The organism is Aestuariibius violaceus (assembly GCF_040779325.2).
Lineage (GTDB): Bacteria > Pseudomonadota > Alphaproteobacteria > Rhodobacterales > Rhodobacteraceae > Aestuariibius > Aestuariibius violaceus.
Genome location: NZ_JBFONT020000005.1, coordinates 24,967 through 41,501 on the forward strand (window position 1 = coordinate 24,967; position 16,535 = coordinate 41,501).

A 16,535-nucleotide genomic window follows, 5' to 3' on the forward strand; every position below is an offset into this window, starting at 1 on the left:
TCCCTCGTTACCTGTCTCGTGCGGCCCGTTCAGGCCGCGATGCGGATGTCCGGCATCTCAAGGATCTCTCGCGTCTCGGCCACGGTCGCGGGCTCGCGCCCCAGCGAACGCGCCTGTGCGACAGCCTTCTCGATCACCTCGGCATTCGTCAGGTGGCGGGCACCGTCCATGTAGGCGTAGTCGCCCAGACCGATTGAAATATGCCCGCCTTCGCGCATGATCTTCTCGGTCAGCTGGAAGAGGTCGCCCTTGTAGTTCACGACCGTCCAGATGCAGCGGAAATTCTTCGGCAAAAAGGCCGTATGCGCATCCAGCCCCGCCACCGTGCCGGGATGGCCGGCAAAGATGATCTCATCCGTCATGCAGAAGCAGATGTAGGCGGGGTCCTTCAGCATCCCCATCTTCAGGAACTGCTCGATCTGCCGCGTGAAGCTGACGTTCCAGCTGACGAGGTAGGGCTTCAGGCCGTAATGGTCGATGCGCTCGGCAAAGTGCATCAGGGTGCCGGTCGAATTCTTGTAGATCAGGTCGGTCGTGTCGTAGGCGCCCGTCTCGGGGTTCCACCAATCGACGTTGACGCTGCCGGTGTCCATCGGGGCGAAATCCGGCGCGGTCTCCGCCGATTTCATCATCTCTTCCACCGCTGCGAACCGGGTCATCGCGTCAGCATCGTTCGCCACATATCCCAGCGTCGGATGGATGAGGACGTCGGATTGCGCCCGGATCCCCGCATTGGTTTCGAGGTAAAACTCCGGGGCATGATCCGGCGCACCCTCCGCGGTCCGGCCATGGTAGTGAAAGATCGCAGCGCCCGCGTCATAGCAGGCCTTCGCGTCACGGATAATCTCGTCCGGAAGAAAGGGCACATACGGGTTGCCCACACGCGTCGCCAACTCGTTAACCCGAGCTTCGATGATGATCTTGTCCAAGTCGTCCTCCCGTCCCGGCAATGCCGGGATAAGGGGATATACCTTGGAACCACTGATATATCTAGCAAAAGTTATATCTTTGTTGTCAAAGCACTCCAATAATATTACTTTAGATATATGAATGATGTCCCCGACCGTCCTGATGTCGCCGATCTCCTGGCCGATCGGTTTCCCGGCCACACGATGCAGCGGATGCGTACGGCCGACGGAAAGTACCGTTATCTCTACGTCAGCTCCGGCGTCCAAAGCTCCTTCGGCCTCGATCCGCAAAAGCTGATGGAGGCCGACGCCGTCGACCATTCCTGGCTGCACCCCGACGACCGCGCGCGCTTCCTTGACGCGCTCGAGGCGTCGGCGCGCGATCTGGCCCCGCTCGACACGGAGGTCCGCGTGAGAACGCCCGAGGGTACCTACCGCTGGGTACGATCCCTCGGCCATCCCCGCCGTCGGCCCGACGGGGCCACCATCTGGGACGGCGTTGCGCTTGACGTCACTGATCGGCGGGAAGCCCTCGAGGCGCTGGAGCGCGCGTTAGCCGAAGCCCGCCGCAGCGAGGTAACCGAGGGGAGGTTCGCCTATATCGCCGCGCAGGACCTTTCCCAGCCTCTGTCAGAGCTGCGGCGGGCGGTGTCAGCGGTCAGCGCTTCCGATCTGGGTGACAAGCAGGGCATGGCTGTGAAGCTTGCAGAGCTTTCGAAAAAGTTCGCCCATTTCGAGCGCGCGCTCTCTGCCACGAAGGATCTTGTCGCCTCCGGCAATTCGAGCCCCCAGCCGGATGGCGATAACCGGCCGGACGGCCTTACCAGACGTCAGAATGAGATCTTGACCTGCCTCCGTGAGGGCATGCCCAACAGAAGGATCGCCGAAGCGCTGGGGATCTCTGAAGGGACGGTGAAGCTGCATGTCAGTGCGATCCTGAAGCGACTGGGTGTCCGGAACCGCACCGAGGCGGCCCGCCTCGGAGATACTCGCTGATCGTTTGTCCTCGCCTAGATTGCCTTGGGGCAGAAGAGCGTCCTTCGAATGATCGTTGAGGGGTGGCCCATTGGGCCACAGGTTACCGTCAAACACCGTCCGAAACGCTCTTGGAGACTCGGCGCATCAGCCGCCAGAGCGGGCGATGACCTTTCCTTGCTGTCGCCTATGCCGGGCAGATGAAGGCGCTTTAGAGCAACGCGCCGTCGGCGACTTCGATGAAACTGCGGATCAGCTTGAGGTCGACCTTGTCGGCATGGGCGACAAGGCAGATCGGCAAGGCCTCGGGCATCTCCTCGATCTCGAGGCAGGCGAGGCCGTCCTGGCTCACCACCGAGTTTTCCAGAAACGGACCGATGCCGACACCCTGGATGATCGCGTCTTTCATGACGGGAAAAGTCGTGATCGTCGTCACACGGGTGAAGGTGATGCCCAGCTTTGCCTGCAGCTTCTTGACGAGGCGTTGGGTCAGCGAGCCTGCCTCGGGCAGCAGGATCCGTTCGTCGCAGATCTCGCGCAGGCTGACCTGTCGCCTGCCTGCCAGACGGTGGTTGGCGTTCACATAAAGAACGTAGCGTGCCCGGGTGAGTTCGATTGACACAAACTCGTCCGACGGGGCGGGGGCGGCGATGATGCCGATATCGGCGGTTCGCCCGCGCAGCATCCGGGTGGCGGTCGTCCAGTCGAAGAGGGCAAAGTCAACCTCGATATCCGGGAACTCGCGGGAGTAGCGGGAGATCAGTTGAAGAGCGGGCTGGGGGGCGTTGGCGATGACGGTCAGGTGGCCCCCGCGCAGCTGTTCGTAATCGCCGAGCTTTTCGGCGATGAGCTGTTCGGCACTGAGGTACCGGTCGGCCAAAGCGAAGAGCTCTTCCCCCGCGCGGGTTAGGGAGAGGCCCTCGCGCGTCTGGACGAGGAGGCGGTTGCCCACCTGCCGTTCCAGCTTGCCGAGATGCTGGCTGATTGCCGATTGCGTGACCCCCAGCTTACCCGCTGCGGCGGTCATCGACCCTTCCCGCACGGTGTGGGCGAAGGCACTGATTTGGTGCGGGCTGGGACGGGCTTTGATCTGCTTCATGCTGCGACTCTATCCGCCATAAGCTCAACTAATATGACGTCACAGAAGAGTGCCCTTCGCTCCCTAAAGTCGCTGCATCGGGTGAGGCAGGAGCAAGCCATGGCGTCGATCGCGCTGTCCCATATCTCAAAGAGCTTTGGCGACACGCAGGTTCTGCGCGATGTGTCCCTTTCGATTTTGGATGGGGAATTCGTGACGCTGGTCGGCCCGTCGGGCTGCGGGAAGTCGACACTTTTGCGGATCCTTGCGGGACTGGAAGCTGCCGATAGCGGGCATGTGGCGCTGGATGGGCGGGACGTGACGGCCGTACGCCCGGCGCATCGCAATCTGGCGATGGTGTTCCAGTCCTACGCGCTTTACCCGCATCTGACCGTGGCGCAGAACCTGGCGACGCCGCTGAAGCTGCGCGATCTTGGCCGCACCGGGCGGTTGCCGGTCGTCGGGCCGCTTCTGGCACGCACGGGCTATGGCGCGATCGGCGAACAGGTGCGGGTGATTGCCGGGATCCTTCAGATCGGACACCTGCTTGACCGCAAGCCGGGCCAGCTATCGGGCGGGCAGCGACAGCGCGTGGCCCTTGGACGGGCGATGGTGCGTCAGCCGGTGGCGTTCCTGATGGACGAGCCTCTCTCGAACCTCGATGCCGCGTTGCGGGTCCATATGCGGTCGGAACTGTCCGAGCTTCACCGCCGGCTTGGCGCGACCTTCGTCTACGTGACACACGATCAGGCCGAAGCGCTGACCATGTCGGACCGGATGGCGGTCATGATGGGGGGCAATATCCTGCAGTTCGGCAGCCCGGCAGAGGTCTTTGCCGATCCTCGGTCGCTTGCGGTGGCTGAGTTCATCGGGTCGCCGAAGATCAACACCCTGCCGGGTGAGATCAGCACCGATGGGCGTGTATCGTATCTTGGTGTCGTCTTGAACCGGCGCGTGGGGCAAGGCCGGGTTGGTCCGGTGACGGTGGGTCTGAGACCTGAGCACCTGTCGCTCAGATCCACGCCGGCCGACGCAACGCTTTCGGGTCGGCTGACCTTCAAGGAGAACCTCGGGTCGGACGTTTTCCTGCATGCGGTCATTGCAGACGGCCAGCATCGGCTGATCCTGCGGACGGATCCAGCGCGTGCTGCGGCTCTGGCGCTTGGAGACACGATCCATGTGGAGGGGCAGCGCAGTGCGGCTTTAATCTTCGACGCAGAGGGCCAGCGTCTGCCAATGACCACCGGGGCCGGCCAGCAGGCCGAGGTCGCCTGATGCCCGGCTCTCGTGCTCATCTCTGGTTCATTGCGCCTGCGCTGATCCTGATCGTCCTGATCCTCCTGCTGCCGATCGCGCTGGCAGGCGCGATGAGCTTTACCAACTACGCGCTGGGCAATCCAAGCTTCGACTGGGTGGGATTCGAGAATTACGAGCGGATCTTCACGCGCGCGACCTACGAGCGCATGTTCGGCGCCTCGTTCCGCTATGTCGCCGTCGTGGTGCCATTCTCGGTCGCGCTGGGTCTTGGCGCGGCACTTCTGATCCATTCGCTGGGCCGGTTCGGGGCGCTCTACAAGACGATCTACTTTCTGCCGGTCATGGCGGCGCTGATCGCGATGGCGATTGTCTGGGAGTTCGCGCTGCATCCCACCGTGGGGATCGTCAACCGCATCCTCGAAAGCTTCTGCGGCACGCCGCTGGAGCTGTGGCCGTGGCATGCCTATGGCTGCGCGGAGGGGTTTCCCCTTTGGCTGTCGGACCGGGACTACGCGATCTGGACGGTGGCATTCATCGGCATCTGGCAGGGCTTTGGCTTCAACATGGTCCTCTACCTCGCCGGTCTCACCTCGATCCCGCGCGAGCTGTACCACGCGGCCGAGATGGACGGCGCGACCAGCGGATGGGAGCGGTTTCGCCTCGTGACCTGGCCGCTTCTGGGACCGACGACGGTCTTCGTCGTCACGATCACCATCATCCGGTCGTTTCAGGTCTTCGACACGGTCGAGGCGTTCTATCCGCAGGGCGGGGGACCCGGAAAATCCGTCTACGTGATGCTGTTCGCGATCTACGAAAAGGCGATCCAGCAGAACCTGATGGGGATCGGGGCGGCGATCACAGTCGTGTTCCTGTTCTTCGTGATGCTCGTCACCCTCGCGCAACGCTGGTTGATCGAGCGGAGGACGCATTATGTCTGACGCGACGCTGGACCGGTCGGCGGTCGCCGATGCCCCCCGGCACCGTTTCTCTGTCGGCGAGGCGACGAAGCACGCCGTGCTGATCCTGGGTGCGTTGGTCGTGCTGCTGCCGTTCTACGTGATGATTTCCTACTCTCTGAAGGCCCCGGCGGAGCTGATGCAGAATACGGGCGGCTTCTTCGGCACTCAGGAGCCGTTTCTGGACGCGCGGTGCGTGCTGCTTGGCGGAACCGAGGCCGCCTGCATGGTCAACCCGACAGTCTACAACTACACCTCCGCCTTCCACGAGGCGCCGTTGCTGCGGTACCTGCTGAACGGCGTGATCGTCACCGTGTCGATCTTCGTCATCCAGGTGATCGTGGCACTTCCCTGCGCTTATGCGCTGGCGAAGCTGAGGTTCTGGGGGCGCGACGCTGTTTTCGGACTTGTCCTCTTCTGCCTGCTGATCCCGGTCCACGCCATCGCGCTGCCGCTTTACATCCTGCTTGCGCAGCTGGGCCTGACGAACAGCTATGCCGCGCTGATCATTCCATGGACAATCTCGGTCTTCGGGATCTTCCTGATGCGGCAGTTCTTCATGACCGTGCCGGATGATCTGATCGACGCGGCGCGCATGGACGGGATGAGTGAATATAGCATCGTCTGGAACGTCATGCTGCCGACCGCGATCCCGGCGCTTCTGGCCTTCGCGATCTTCTCCATCGTCGCCCACTGGAACGACTATTTCTGGCCCCGGATCGTCATCACCGGGGACCGGTCGCTCTTTACCCCGCCGCTGGGCCTGCGGGAGTTCCGCGGCGATGCGGACGGCTCGAATTTCGGGCCGATGATGGCGACCGCCGTCATCATCGTCACCCCGCTGATCGTGGCCTTCCTGCTGATGCAGCGCCGCTTCATCGAAGGGATCACGCTGACGGGCATGAAATGAGCATCGCGAGGGGCGGATGGCCCGCCCCCCGCTTCAGCCCCCTCGCGGGGATCATCGACGGATCGGTGCCATCTCACCTGCAAGCCGGTCCGCCAACAGGAGAGAAGTAAGTCATGAAACCCACCCTGACCGCAATGGCGCTGGCGCTTGCCGCGACCGGTGCAACCGCCCAGAGCCAGGATCCGGTGACGATCGAGTTCGCCTATCCCTACAGCCACCTCTTCGACATCACCTATGAGCGGATTCTCGAGCGGTTCAACGCCGATCACCCGCACATCACAGTGGAGTTCCGCGCCACCTACGAAAGCTACGAGGACGGCACCAACACGATCCTGCGCGAAGCCGTGGCCGGAGAGTTACCGGATGTGACGATGCAGGGCCTGAACCGCCAGGCGATCCTTGTCGAACGCGGCATCGCCAAGTCGCTCGAGCCGTTCATTGCGGGGGAAGAGGATTTCGAGCGCGACGGTTATCACCAGGCGATGCTCGATCTCGGTACATTCGAGGGCGAGGTCTACGGGTTGCCCTTCTCGGTCTCGCTGCCGGTGGGCTATTACAACATGGAGACGATGGCCCAGGCGGGCTACGACGCCACGAACCTGCCCACCACGTGGGACGAGGTCATCGCGGCCTGCGAGGCGCTGCAGGAAGCCGGCGTCGACAACCCTGTCTTCTGGGGCTGGAACATCACCGGCAACTGGTTCCTGCAGGCCCTGATGTGGAGCCAGGACGAGCCGACCATGGTGGGCAACGATTTCCGCATCGACACACCCGCCGGTCTGACCGCGCTTGAGACGATGCACGGCATCTTCCGCGGCTGCGAGATGCAGAACCTGGAATGGGATGCGGCGCTGGCGTCGTTCTCAGCAGGCGACATCGGGATGCTCTTCTGGTCAACCTCGGCTGTCGGTGCGGTGGAGCGGAACATGGGCGATTTCACCCTAATGACGCACGAGTTTCCCGGTCTGACGGAAGATGGCCCGATGGGTCTGCCAGCGGGCGGCAATTCGGCCATGCTGGTCTCCGATTCTGAGGATCCGGCCGAGCTCGAAGCCGCGTGGCTTTGGCTCACCTACATCACCTCGGGTGAGGGCGCCGCAGATGTGGCGCGGACCACCGGCTACATGCCGCCCAACCAGGCCGCCAATGAGATCATTCTGGCTGATTTCTACGAGGAAAACCCGACCAAAGCGACCGCCGTGCGCCAGATCGAGCTTCTGCGGGAATGGCAGGCCTATCCGGGCGACAACGGCCTTGCTGCCACGCAGGTGATCGCCGACTACCTCGAAGGGATCGTTATCGGCGACTATGACGACATGGAAGTGCTGCAGCAGGAAATGGCCGAAGAGGTCCAGGACCTGATGCCGGCCGACGGCTGATTGCCGCGCGCGTCCCGCCTACAGCTGCGGGACGCGCGCCCTCCGAGCATCACGACAAGAGAAAGGCGGGCGTCGATGAAACTCCTGCAGCTGACCGATATTCACTTGACGACGCCGGGCAATACGATTGCCGGTCGGGACCCGAACGCGAACTTCGAAAAGGCGCTTGCGCATGCGCTGGAGCTGCACTCCGATGCCGACGCGCTCTTTATCACAGGGGATCTGAGCGATTGGGGAGAGGCCGATGATTACCGCCGCCTCAAGGCGCGGATCGCGGCGCTGCCGATGCCTGTCCACCTGTGCATCGGCAACCATGACGACCGGGCGACTCTTCTGGAGGTCTTTCCGGATCTGGCGGGCGAAGGCGGCTTTGTTCAGCATGTGATCGATCTGCCGATCGGAACGGCGATCACGCTCGACACGTGGGGGCCCGAGAGCCATGCCGGGCATTTCTGTGAGGCGCGGGCGGCGTGGCTGTCAGATCAGTTGGCGACGCTCGATGGCCCTGTCTGGCTTTTCATGCACCACAATCCGGTGCCGCTGGGCATCGCACCGATGGATCAGATCATGCTTCTGGATGCGGAGCGTCTGGCGGCGGCTGTCGCACCGAATGCTGCCAAGATCCGTCATTTGTTCCACGGCCACTGCCACCTGCCGTTGTCAGGCACGCTCCACGGCATCCCGTTCAGCGCCCCGCGCGGGACCAATCACCAGGGCTGGCCGGATTTCGCAGCGACGCGGATGCTCTCGGGTGCGGATTTGATGGAAGCCTACGCGGTGATCCTGGTGGATAGGAACAACACCATGATCCACATGGTCGAATTTGGATATGGCGGGGATATCCGCAGTGAGAACACCCCGGAATATGCGGATTGGGATAAGCTGACGATGGTGCGCTAGTGGCTCTGGCGCCTAGCCGGACAGTCGGCGCAGCAGTTCTTGCGAGGACTCTCCTGTCACTGGCAGGCCGCGGCTGGATTGGTAGGCTGCGATGGCCTCGCGCGTATTCGGGCCGATGACGCCGTCGGCTCCGTCTGTGTCGAACCCGGCGGCGGTGAGACGCTCCTGAAGGGCAACGCGGTCGGCCTTGGTTAGGCCATTCGCATCGGGCGGGAACGGGGTTCGCAGCGGACCCGCGCCGCCGATGCGGTCGGCGAGGTGGCCAACGCCGATCGCGTAGGCGTCTGAGTTGTTATAGCGTTTGATGACGTTGAAGTTACGTGTGACGGCGAAGCGGGGGCCGCCGGGCTGGGGCTGGATGACGGTGCCGCCCGCGCTGCCTTCGGCGCCCCAGCGCAGGCCTGGAGTCCAGCCGTTGCGCTGCAGGTAAGCGGCGGCGGAGGCGAGCGCGTCGGTGGGATCGTCCGACCAGATGTCGCGCCGACCGTCGCCGGTGAAATCGACCGCGAAGGCCTGGTAGGAGGTCGGGATGAACTGGGTGTGGCCCATGGCACCGGCCCAGCTGCCGGTCAGGCGGTCGGGCGTGATATCTCCGTTCTGGAGGATCCGGAGCGCGGCGATCAGCTGATCCTCGAAGAACGCGCCGCGGCGGCCATCGAAGGCGAGCGTGGAAGTGGCCGAGACGACGGGCACGTTCCCGCGGCGTTCGCCATAGAAGCTCTCGAGCCCCCAGATCGCGGTGATGATGCGGGCGTCCACGCCGTAACGGGATTGCAACGCGGTGAGCGTGCCCTGGTGGCGCGCGAAGGCGGCGCGACCCTTGGTGATGCGTTCGTCGGAGGCGGCGATGGAAAGGTAATCTTCGAGGCTGCGGCGGAATTCGGTCTGGTTACGGTCGCGGGTGACGACGCCGGGAAGGTAGCCGGTGTTGCGGAACCCGGCCTCGAGCGTGGCGGGGCTTAGCCCCGACCGGGGCGCGCGGGCGCGGAAATTGGCGACCCAGGCGTCGTAGGCGGCGTTGGGGACGGGCCGCAAATCGGGGGGAAGCGTGCTGTCGACCGCGCGGGTGGTCGGCCCGGCGGGGGCGCAGGCGGTGAGCGTCAGGGCGGAAAGGCCTGTGCCGAAATCACGCCGTGTCAGGATCATCGTCCGCTCCTCTCGCCTGTCTGCGGTGAGAGCGTAGCGTGGCGGCGGCGGCGTGCAAGCGCGGGTCGGCGGACATCGGCGTTGTCAACTTGAGTTGACACATCTAGTGTCGGATCATGTCTAAGTTGCCCCACATCGAGTCGGACGGGCGCGCCGTGGTGATTGGTGCGGGTCTAGGCGGTCTTGCAGCGGCGATGCGGCTGGGCGCCAAGGGATATCAGGTGACGGTTCTGGACCGGCTGGACCGGGTCGGCGGGCGGGGATCGTCGATCACCGAGGCGGGCCACAGGTTCGATCTGGGGCCCACCATCTTGACGGTACCCCATGTCTTCGAAGAGCTGTGGGCCGCCTGCGGGCGGGATTTCCGGGCGGATGTCGATCTGCGGCCGCTTGATCCCTACTACGAGATCCGGTGGCCCGATGGATCTTCCTTCGCCGCGAGCCGGGACATGGAGGACGAGGTAAGGCGGCTGTCGCCAGACGATCTGGCGGGGTTCCAGCGGTTCGTGGACGATGCCGAAGCGCGCTATCGCTTCGGGTTCGAGAATTTGGGGCGGCGGCCGATGAACCGGCTGTGGGACCTGATCAAGGTGCTGCCGATCTTCGCGTGGCTGCGGGCGGACCGGTCGGTCTATGCCCATGCGGCGCGGCGGGTGAAGGACGAGCGGCTGCGGATGGCGTTGTCGTTCCATCCGCTGTTCATCGGGGGCGATCCGTTCCGCGTGACGTCGATCTACGCGCTGGTCAGCTACCTCGAGAAGGAATTCGGCGTGCATTACGCGATGGGCGGGGTGCAGGCGATTGCGGACGCCATGGCGCGGGTCGTGACGTCGCAGGGCGGCGCGGTGCGGATGGGTGTCGAGGCCGACGAGGTGCTGTTCGATAATGGCCGGGCGGTGGGCGTTCGGCTGGCAGACGGGGAAGAGGTTCACGCAAGCGTCGTCGTGAGCAACGCGGATGCGGGTCACACCTATCAGCGGCTGCTGCGCAAGCGGCCGCGGCGCCGGTGGACGAACGGAAAGCTGGACCGCTATCGCTGGTCGATGGGTCTGTTCGTCTGGTATTTCGGGACGACAGGCACGGCAGGGATGTGGCCAGATGTGGGGCACCACACGATCCTGAACGGGCCGCGCTACGGCGGGCTGGTGAAGGACATCTTCCGCAAGGGGGTGCTGGCCGAGGATATGAGCCTGTACCTGCACCGGCCGTCGGTGACGGATCCGGGTGTCGCGCCGGAGGGGGGCGACACGTTTTATGCCCTCAGCCCGGTCCCGCATCTGGGGCATCGCGATCCGGTGGATTGGAAAGCCGAAGTCGAGACCTATCGGCAGAAGGTGGCCGCACGGCTGGAAGAGGCGATGCCGGGGTTCGAGACGCATCTGTCGGCATCGTTGATTTTCACGCCGGAGGAGTTTCGCGACCGATACCTGAGCCCGCATGGGGCGGGGTTCTCGATCGAACCGCGGATCCTGCAATCGGCGTGGTTCCGGCCGCACAATGTGAGTGAGGAAGCCAAGGGGCTGTACCTTGTCGGGGCGGGGACGCATCCGGGGGCGGGCCTGCCCGGCGTGATCTCGAGCGCAGAGGTGCTGGCCAAGCTGGTGCCCGATGCCCCGGTGCGGGAAGCGGTCTTGCCGCTGGCCGCGGAATGATCCGTCACGACGATCTGGCCCATTGCCGGGCGGCGATCCGGACGGGATCGCTGTCTTTCCATGCCGCATCGCGCCTGTTGCCCCGGTCGGTCCGGGATCCGGCGCTGGCGCTTTATGCCTTCTGCCGACTGGCCGATGACGAGGTTGATGAAGGCGACGCCAAGGCGCGCGCGGTTCTGGATCTGGATGAGCGGTTGCGGCTGGCCTATGCGGGTCGCCCCCGGAACGCGCCGGAGGACCGCGCCTTTGCCGCCGTCGCCGAACAGTTCGAGATGCCGCAGGTTCTACCGGAGGCCCTGCTGGAAGGGCTCGCCTGGGATGCGGAGGGGCGGGTCTACGATGACCTGAGCGGGGTTCTGTCCTACAGCGCGCGCGTGGCGAGCGCTGTGGGGGCGATGATGTGCGTGCTGATGGGCGTGCGCGACCCCCATGCGCTGGCGCGGGCCTGCGATCTGGGCGCGGCGATGCAATTGACGAATATCGCCCGGGATGTGGGCGAGGATGCGCGGGCCGGACGGCTGTACCTGCCGCGCGGCTGGTTCGTCGATGCGGGGATTGATCCGGGGGCCTTTCTGGCCGATCCGCAGCCCACGCCGGAGGTGCGGGCAATGGTGCGGCGCCTCTTGCGAGAGGCCGACCGGCTTTATCGCCGGTCGCAGGCGGGGATCGCTGCGCTGCCGCGCAGGTCGCGGGCCGGGATCTGGGCGGCGCGGCTGATCTATGATGGGATCGGCGGAGCGGTGCGGCGGAATAGATACGATTCGATCACGCTGCGTGGGCGGACCTCGACGGTGGCGAAGATCGGCTGGATCGGCCAGGCGGGGCTGGCTGCGGGAACGAGCCTGGTCATGCCACTATCAGCCGTCATCTATGCGCCACCTTTGCCTGAGACGGCCTTTTTGGTCGATGCCGCCGCGCGGCCCGAGCGGGTCATGGGCCCTTGGGGCGAAGGGCGCGGGGGCGAGCTGGTCGCCGTCTTCGCGGCGCTGAAGGCGCGCGAGGGCACTGGCGGAACGGAGTTGCGGGCCTAGCTGTCGGCAAACCAAAGAGGACTGCCGGTATGGATTTTCTGCTGTTTCTGATCTTTCTCGCCGCCTGCTTTGGGGCCGGTGCGACAGGCGCCTTGTTTCCCCCGGGGGAATGGTACGAACGGCTGGAAAAGCCATCGTGGACCCCGCCTAACTGGGTCTTCCCGGTTGCGTGGACGTCGATCTATCTGCTGATTGCCTTTGCCGCCGCGCGGGTCGCGCCGCTGGACGGGTCCGCGTACGCAATGGCGTTCTGGGCGTTGCAGATTTCGCTGAATGCGCTTTGGACGCCGGTCTTTTTCGGGCTGAGGCGTCTAAAGGCGGCGATCCCGGTTCTGGGTGTTTTGTGGGTGGCTGTCGTCGGCGCGACGGTGACCCATTTCGCGCTGGATTTTTGGGCGGGGCTTGCATTCCTGCCGTATCTCACCTGGGTGAGTGTAGCGGCGGCGCTGAACATAAAGGTGGCTCAGTTGAACCCGGATGTGCAGCCTTACGATCCGGGCGCCGTAGAGAGCGCATAAGAAAAGGCCGCAGCGTTTCCGCCGCGGCTCTCTACCCTGCTAGAGAGGGTGATTATTCGACGATGGCCGCGATGCGGTCGCCCTTGTCGCCTTCCGGAATGTCCGAAGACGTCAGGATGGCGTGGATCTGGGCGAGCTGGGCCACCGTCAGCGTGGTCGGATCGACATCGATGTCGAAGTCTTGGAAGGCGGCTTGTGCGTTGGTCTCAAGCATGGACAGGGCAGCGCCCATGTCTTCGACATTGAGATGGCCACCGGCCGAAGCCATGAACGGGGCGGAGATAAGGGCAGCAATAGCAAGAGTGCGCATAACAGTTTCCTTTGTGTCTGTCGTCTCGCGACAGGACGGTTCGTCGCATTGACCGCCCAGTCCAAGCCGTAACGCCAAGCTGACACATCCGGTTCCCTGCGTAATTAAACCTTTTCTCAACAGGCCGTTACGCATGTTACGAAATCCAGTTGCGCCGACGCGGCACGCGGAGAGCTAGCATCGGTTTGAGCCACGGCAAGGCGTAGCGGTCGAGATCGAGAGATTCGTGGACACCGGTGAGATGGTCTCCGTCGATTTGCGTGGTGACGACCGAGCGGGTGTAGAAGGGGGCGTCGAGCATGGCGAGGGTCTGGCGCGCGCGGGTGCCGGGATCGGCTGGTGCTTCGCGGCTGACAAGCCAGAACGAGCGGTTCATCGGGCGCATCGGCACGTCTGGGCCGGGGATGGCGGTGCCGTCTTCGCCGAAGGTGAATGTGGCCGAGAGCGCGGTGCCGTCGTGGCGTACAAGATCGTAGGCGCAGAGGCTGCCGGTATCGGTCGGGAAGCGCGCCCAGGTCCAGTAGGAGAAGTCAGCCTCGAGCGGGCGGAGGCCGAAATTGGCGTCGAAATAGCCGTGGCCCGCCCATTGCCAGCCCTTGGCCTCGAGATCGACGGTGATGGTGCAGGTGGGCGCGAAGGGGCGCCAGATGTGCGCGCCGTCGCCGGTCATGGGAAGCTCGACCTCAGTCAGCGCGGTCGGGGTGACGCGGATCTGGCCGCGCATGCGGGAGACGAGGGGGAGGGAGGAGACCTCGTTCACGTCGATGATCAGTTCGGTGCCGGTCCAGTGCATCTGCGAGGGGCCGATGCGCAGGGTGTGACGGTCGCGGGTCAGCGCGTCTTCCCCGCGGTCGGTCATGGCGAAACGGCCGCCGGGGCCGTAGGTGGCCACGTTCAGGCAGCAATGGTCGGCCGGGTTGCCGCGGCCCGACCAAGCGTACCATGGCGAGAAGACCGATCCTATGAAGCCGATGATCGAGACGGCACGCTGGCTATCGTCGCTGATCCCGTCGACATACCACCAGGCGTATCCCGTCGGCGGGACGTCGAGGTTGAAGTTCGGGCTTTCAAGATCGTCTCGGCCGCATGCCGGCCTGAGAGGGCTGCCATTGGGACACCCGCCCCCGGATGGGCCCCGCCCCCCGCGAGATAGAGCTTCGTGATCCGCGTTTGCGCCGTTGGCAGCTGGAACGGCGCCATCATTCCCGACGGGGATCGCCCGTAGAGCGATCCGAGGGAGGCCGGGAAGAGCGTGTCGAACCCTTGTGGCGTCGTCAGCGTCTCCGGCCCTGGGGGCGGATCGAATCTCAGGCCGAAGCGGGCCAGTTGCGTCAGGATGGGTGTCGGACATCGGCCCTCCTTGTCGTCCGTCGCGCCGGGGGGCGCGTTGACGATGATTTCGAAGCGTTCGGGGCCCGGCGGACGGGCGGCTGCGCCACGGTCCTGGGCGCAGATATAGACGGTCGGGTCCAGCGGACGGGCGCCTTGCATGAGCGGGGCGAACTCGGTGGCCGGGTCGTCGCCGAAGAAGACGGTATGATGGGCGAGATCGGGGGTGCCCGGGGCAAGCGTTGCGGCGAAGGCGAGGACGTCGGCCGAGAGGCTGCGCGGCTCGGTCGCCGTTTCGGGGACGGCCTCGGTCGCGTCGGGGCCGAGAGCGCCGGTGCGCAGGGCGCGCGGGTCGCCGTTGAAGAGGACAGCGTCGAAGGCGTGGTGCGTGCCGTTCACGGTGAGGCCTGTGGCGGTGCCGTTCGCCGTGTCGATGCGGTCGATATGAGTGCCGTAGTGGATCCGGCCGCCTTTTGCTTCGATCAGGGTGGCGAGCGCGGTGGCGAGGCGGTGCATCCCGCCATCGACATGCCAGACGCCGCGGGCCTCAGCCTCAGACACCAGGGACAGGATCGCGGGGACCTGCGCGGGGCAGCCGCCGACATAGGTGGCGTAGCGGCCGAAGAGCTGGGCGAGCTTGGGTTCGCGGAAGCGGCGGGCGAGACGCGCTGCGAGCGACAGGTGCGGGGCCATGGCGCGCAGGAGGCCGGGGTCGCGGGCGACGCGGGCGGTGAGCCGGGCGAGGGAGGGGCGGGCGGTGCGCATCATCGGGTCTTCGAAGGCGTCGAAGAGCCGGGCGGCATCGGCGGTGAAGGCGCGATAGTCGGCCTCTGACCCTGCGCCGAAGGTTCCGCGGATCTCAGCCGCCGTCGCCTCGCGGTCGGCGTGGAGATCGAACCGGGTGCCGTCGCGCCAGTGATGGCGAGCGAGGATCGGCAGGGGGTGGAGTGTGACGTGATCGGACAGGCGCGTGCCCGCCGCGGCGAAGAGATCTTCGAAGACGTCCTTCATGGTCAGCACGGTGGGGCCGGCGTCCACGGGACCGGCGGCCGAGGGCAATGTGCGCATTTTTCCGCCGGGCGCGCCGTGCCGTTCGAACAGGGTGACGGCGCAGCCCGCCGCTGCGAGACGCAGGGCGGCGGCGAGGCCGCCAATGCCCGCGCCGATCACGCCGATGGAGGATGGGTGGGTCATGGAGCCTCCGCTGTCCGGCATTGTTGACTCAACAGCGTGATGTGTCCAGTTTAGTTTACAGTCGAGTTGTCTGACGCAGGCGACGAGTAGAGGAGCGCGCGATGGCTTTCACCAAGAGACTGGATGCGGCCCTGTCCCGCGCGATCGGGCGGGCGCAAGCGGCGCCGTCGCCAGCGCGGCTGGCCTCTGCCTTGGATTACGCGGTGACACCCGGTGGTGCGCGGATCCGGCCCACGATCCTGCTGAGTGTCGCGGCGGCCTGTGGGGATGACCGGCCGGAAATCAGCGATGCGGCCGCGGTGGCGCTGGAGATGATCCATTGCGCGAGCCTCGTCCATGACGACCTGCCCTGTTTCGACGACGCGGATATGCGGCGCGGCAAGCCCGCGGTGCATCGCGCCTATGGAGAGCCGTTGGCGGTGCTTGCGGGCGACAGTCTGATCGTAGCCGCCTTCGAGGTGCTGGCGCGGGATGCCGGTACGGTTCCGGAACGCGCGCTGGCTTTGATCCGGATCTTGAGCACCAGAACGGGCATGCCGATGGGTATCTGTGCCGGTCAGGGCTGGGAGAGCGAAGCGCAGATCAATTTGCGGGCCTATCACATGGCCAAGACAGGAGCGCTGTTCATTGCGGCAACGCAGATGGGCGCCGCCGCGGCTGGAGCGGACCCGGAGCCCTGGGAAGAATTGGGCGCGCGGATTGGCGAGGCGTTTCAGGTGGCTGACGATCTGCGCGATGCGTTGTGCAGCGAGGCGGAGCTGGGCAAGCCGGTAGGGCAGGATGACCTGCACGGTCGGCCAAGTGCGGTGTCAGAGCTGGGGGTGTCCGGCGCGGTGCAGCATTTGAAGGATATTCTGGCGGGCGCCATCGCCTCGATCCCCTCCTGCCCGGGTGAGGCCGCGCTGGCGGCGATGGTGCGGGTTCAGGCGGATCGTCTTGTGCCGACCGAGGTGCGGGGCCAGACCGTTCCGGGCGAGTAGGGCGTGGCCCTG

Annotated in this window: 16 protein-coding genes; 10 read left to right on the top strand and 6 right to left on the bottom strand. The window is 65.2% G+C overall.

The genetic code is table 11. The annotated features are described in order from the left end of the window. Positions 1-29: 29 nt before the first annotated feature. Complete coding sequence (locus AADZ90_RS15745; RefSeq protein ID WP_367311624.1) at positions 30-929, bottom strand: beta-keto acid cleavage family enzyme; 900 nt, start codon at positions 927-929, stop codon at positions 30-32. A gap of 117 nt (positions 930-1,046) precedes the next feature. Between AADZ90_RS15745 and AADZ90_RS15750 the strand changes: the two genes are divergently transcribed. Continuing rightward, positions 1,047-1,904: a LuxR C-terminal-related transcriptional regulator gene (locus tag AADZ90_RS15750; protein ID WP_367311625.1), complete on the top strand. Its 858-nt coding sequence runs from the start codon at positions 1,047-1,049 to the stop codon at positions 1,902-1,904. A gap of 190 nt (positions 1,905-2,094) precedes the next feature. Here the strand turns inward: AADZ90_RS15750 and AADZ90_RS15755 are convergent, their stop codons facing one another. Then, entirely contained in the window at positions 2,095-2,982 is an 888-nt protein-coding gene (locus AADZ90_RS15755; protein WP_367311626.1) for a LysR family transcriptional regulator, read from the bottom strand. A 99-nt stretch (positions 2,983-3,081) separates the two neighbouring features. On the opposite strand from AADZ90_RS15755, the gene AADZ90_RS15760 reads away from it, so the two are divergent. From AADZ90_RS15760 to AADZ90_RS15780, 5 genes are all read left to right on the top strand, one after another. Continuing rightward, positions 3,082-4,236, top strand: coding sequence for an ABC transporter ATP-binding protein (locus AADZ90_RS15760; protein ID WP_367311627.1), 1,155 nt, complete (start codon positions 3,082-3,084; stop codon positions 4,234-4,236). Beyond that, positions 4,236-5,156 carry a carbohydrate ABC transporter permease gene (locus tag AADZ90_RS15765; RefSeq protein WP_367311628.1) on the top strand — a complete coding sequence of 307 codons (921 nt, stop codon included), beginning with the start codon at positions 4,236-4,238 and terminating at the stop codon, positions 5,154-5,156. The genes AADZ90_RS15760 and AADZ90_RS15765 overlap by 1 nt, the downstream gene beginning before the upstream one ends. Positions 5,157-5,277: 121 nt before the next feature. Then, positions 5,278-6,084 carry a carbohydrate ABC transporter permease gene (locus AADZ90_RS15770; RefSeq protein WP_367311762.1) on the top strand — a complete coding sequence of 269 codons (807 nt, stop codon included), beginning with the start codon at positions 5,278-5,280 and terminating at the stop codon, positions 6,082-6,084. A 113-nt stretch (positions 6,085-6,197) separates the two neighbouring features. Further along, complete coding sequence (locus AADZ90_RS15775) at positions 6,198-7,463, top strand: extracellular solute-binding protein (protein ID WP_367311629.1); 1,266 nt, start codon at positions 6,198-6,200, stop codon at positions 7,461-7,463. Between the two features lie 75 nt (positions 7,464-7,538). Then, positions 7,539-8,363, top strand: a complete 825-nt coding sequence (locus AADZ90_RS15780; protein ID WP_367311630.1) for a phosphodiesterase — start codon at positions 7,539-7,541, stop codon at positions 8,361-8,363. Between the two features lie 12 nt (positions 8,364-8,375). Here AADZ90_RS15780 and AADZ90_RS15785 read toward each other — a convergent pair whose 3' ends face one another. Beyond that, a complete protein-coding gene (locus tag AADZ90_RS15785) occupies positions 8,376-9,509 on the bottom strand; it encodes a lytic murein transglycosylase (RefSeq protein ID WP_367311631.1) in 1,134 nt (377 codons plus the stop codon). A 116-nt stretch (positions 9,510-9,625) separates the two neighbouring features. Here AADZ90_RS15785 and AADZ90_RS15790 point away from each other — a divergent pair, with 116 nt between their 5' ends. Genes AADZ90_RS15790 through tspO form a run of 3 tightly spaced genes read left to right on the top strand, consistent with a single transcriptional unit; the run spans position 9,626 to position 12,710 of the window. Further along, entirely contained in the window at positions 9,626-11,161 is a 1,536-nt protein-coding gene (locus AADZ90_RS15790; RefSeq protein WP_367311632.1) for a phytoene desaturase, read from the top strand. Further along, a complete protein-coding gene (crtB, locus tag AADZ90_RS15795; protein ID WP_367311633.1) occupies positions 11,158-12,192 on the top strand; it encodes a 15-cis-phytoene synthase in 1,035 nt (344 codons plus the stop codon). The genes AADZ90_RS15790 and crtB overlap by 4 nt, the downstream gene beginning before the upstream one ends. Before the next feature lie 29 nt (positions 12,193-12,221). Further along, positions 12,222-12,710 carry a tryptophan-rich sensory protein TspO gene (gene tspO / locus AADZ90_RS15800; RefSeq protein ID WP_367311634.1) on the top strand — a complete coding sequence of 163 codons (489 nt, stop codon included), beginning with the start codon at positions 12,222-12,224 and terminating at the stop codon, positions 12,708-12,710. Positions 12,711-12,762: 52 nt separating this feature from the next. Here the strand turns inward: tspO and AADZ90_RS15805 are convergent, their stop codons facing one another. The 3 genes from AADZ90_RS15805 to crtD all read right to left on the bottom strand — a co-directional run bounded on the left by AADZ90_RS15805 (position 12,763) and on the right by crtD (position 15,543). Continuing rightward, positions 12,763-13,020 carry a hypothetical protein gene (locus tag AADZ90_RS15805; protein ID WP_367311635.1) on the bottom strand — a complete coding sequence of 86 codons (258 nt, stop codon included), beginning with the start codon at positions 13,018-13,020 and terminating at the stop codon, positions 12,763-12,765. A gap of 136 nt (positions 13,021-13,156) precedes the next feature. Continuing rightward, positions 13,157-14,026, bottom strand: a complete 870-nt coding sequence (gene crtC / locus AADZ90_RS15810; RefSeq protein ID WP_367311763.1) for a carotenoid 1,2-hydratase — start codon at positions 14,024-14,026, stop codon at positions 13,157-13,159. Further along, on the bottom strand, positions 13,981-15,543 hold the full coding sequence (crtD, locus tag AADZ90_RS15815) for a 1-hydroxycarotenoid 3,4-desaturase CrtD (RefSeq protein WP_367311636.1): 1,563 nt from the start codon (positions 15,541-15,543) through the stop codon (positions 13,981-13,983). Before crtD ends, crtC begins: the two co-directional genes overlap by 46 nt. A gap of 101 nt (positions 15,544-15,644) precedes the next feature. Here crtD and AADZ90_RS15820 point away from each other — a divergent pair, with 101 nt between their 5' ends. Continuing rightward, complete coding sequence (locus AADZ90_RS15820; protein WP_367311637.1) at positions 15,645-16,523, top strand: polyprenyl synthetase family protein; 879 nt, start codon at positions 15,645-15,647, stop codon at positions 16,521-16,523. The last annotated feature ends 12 nt before the right edge of the window (positions 16,524-16,535 follow it).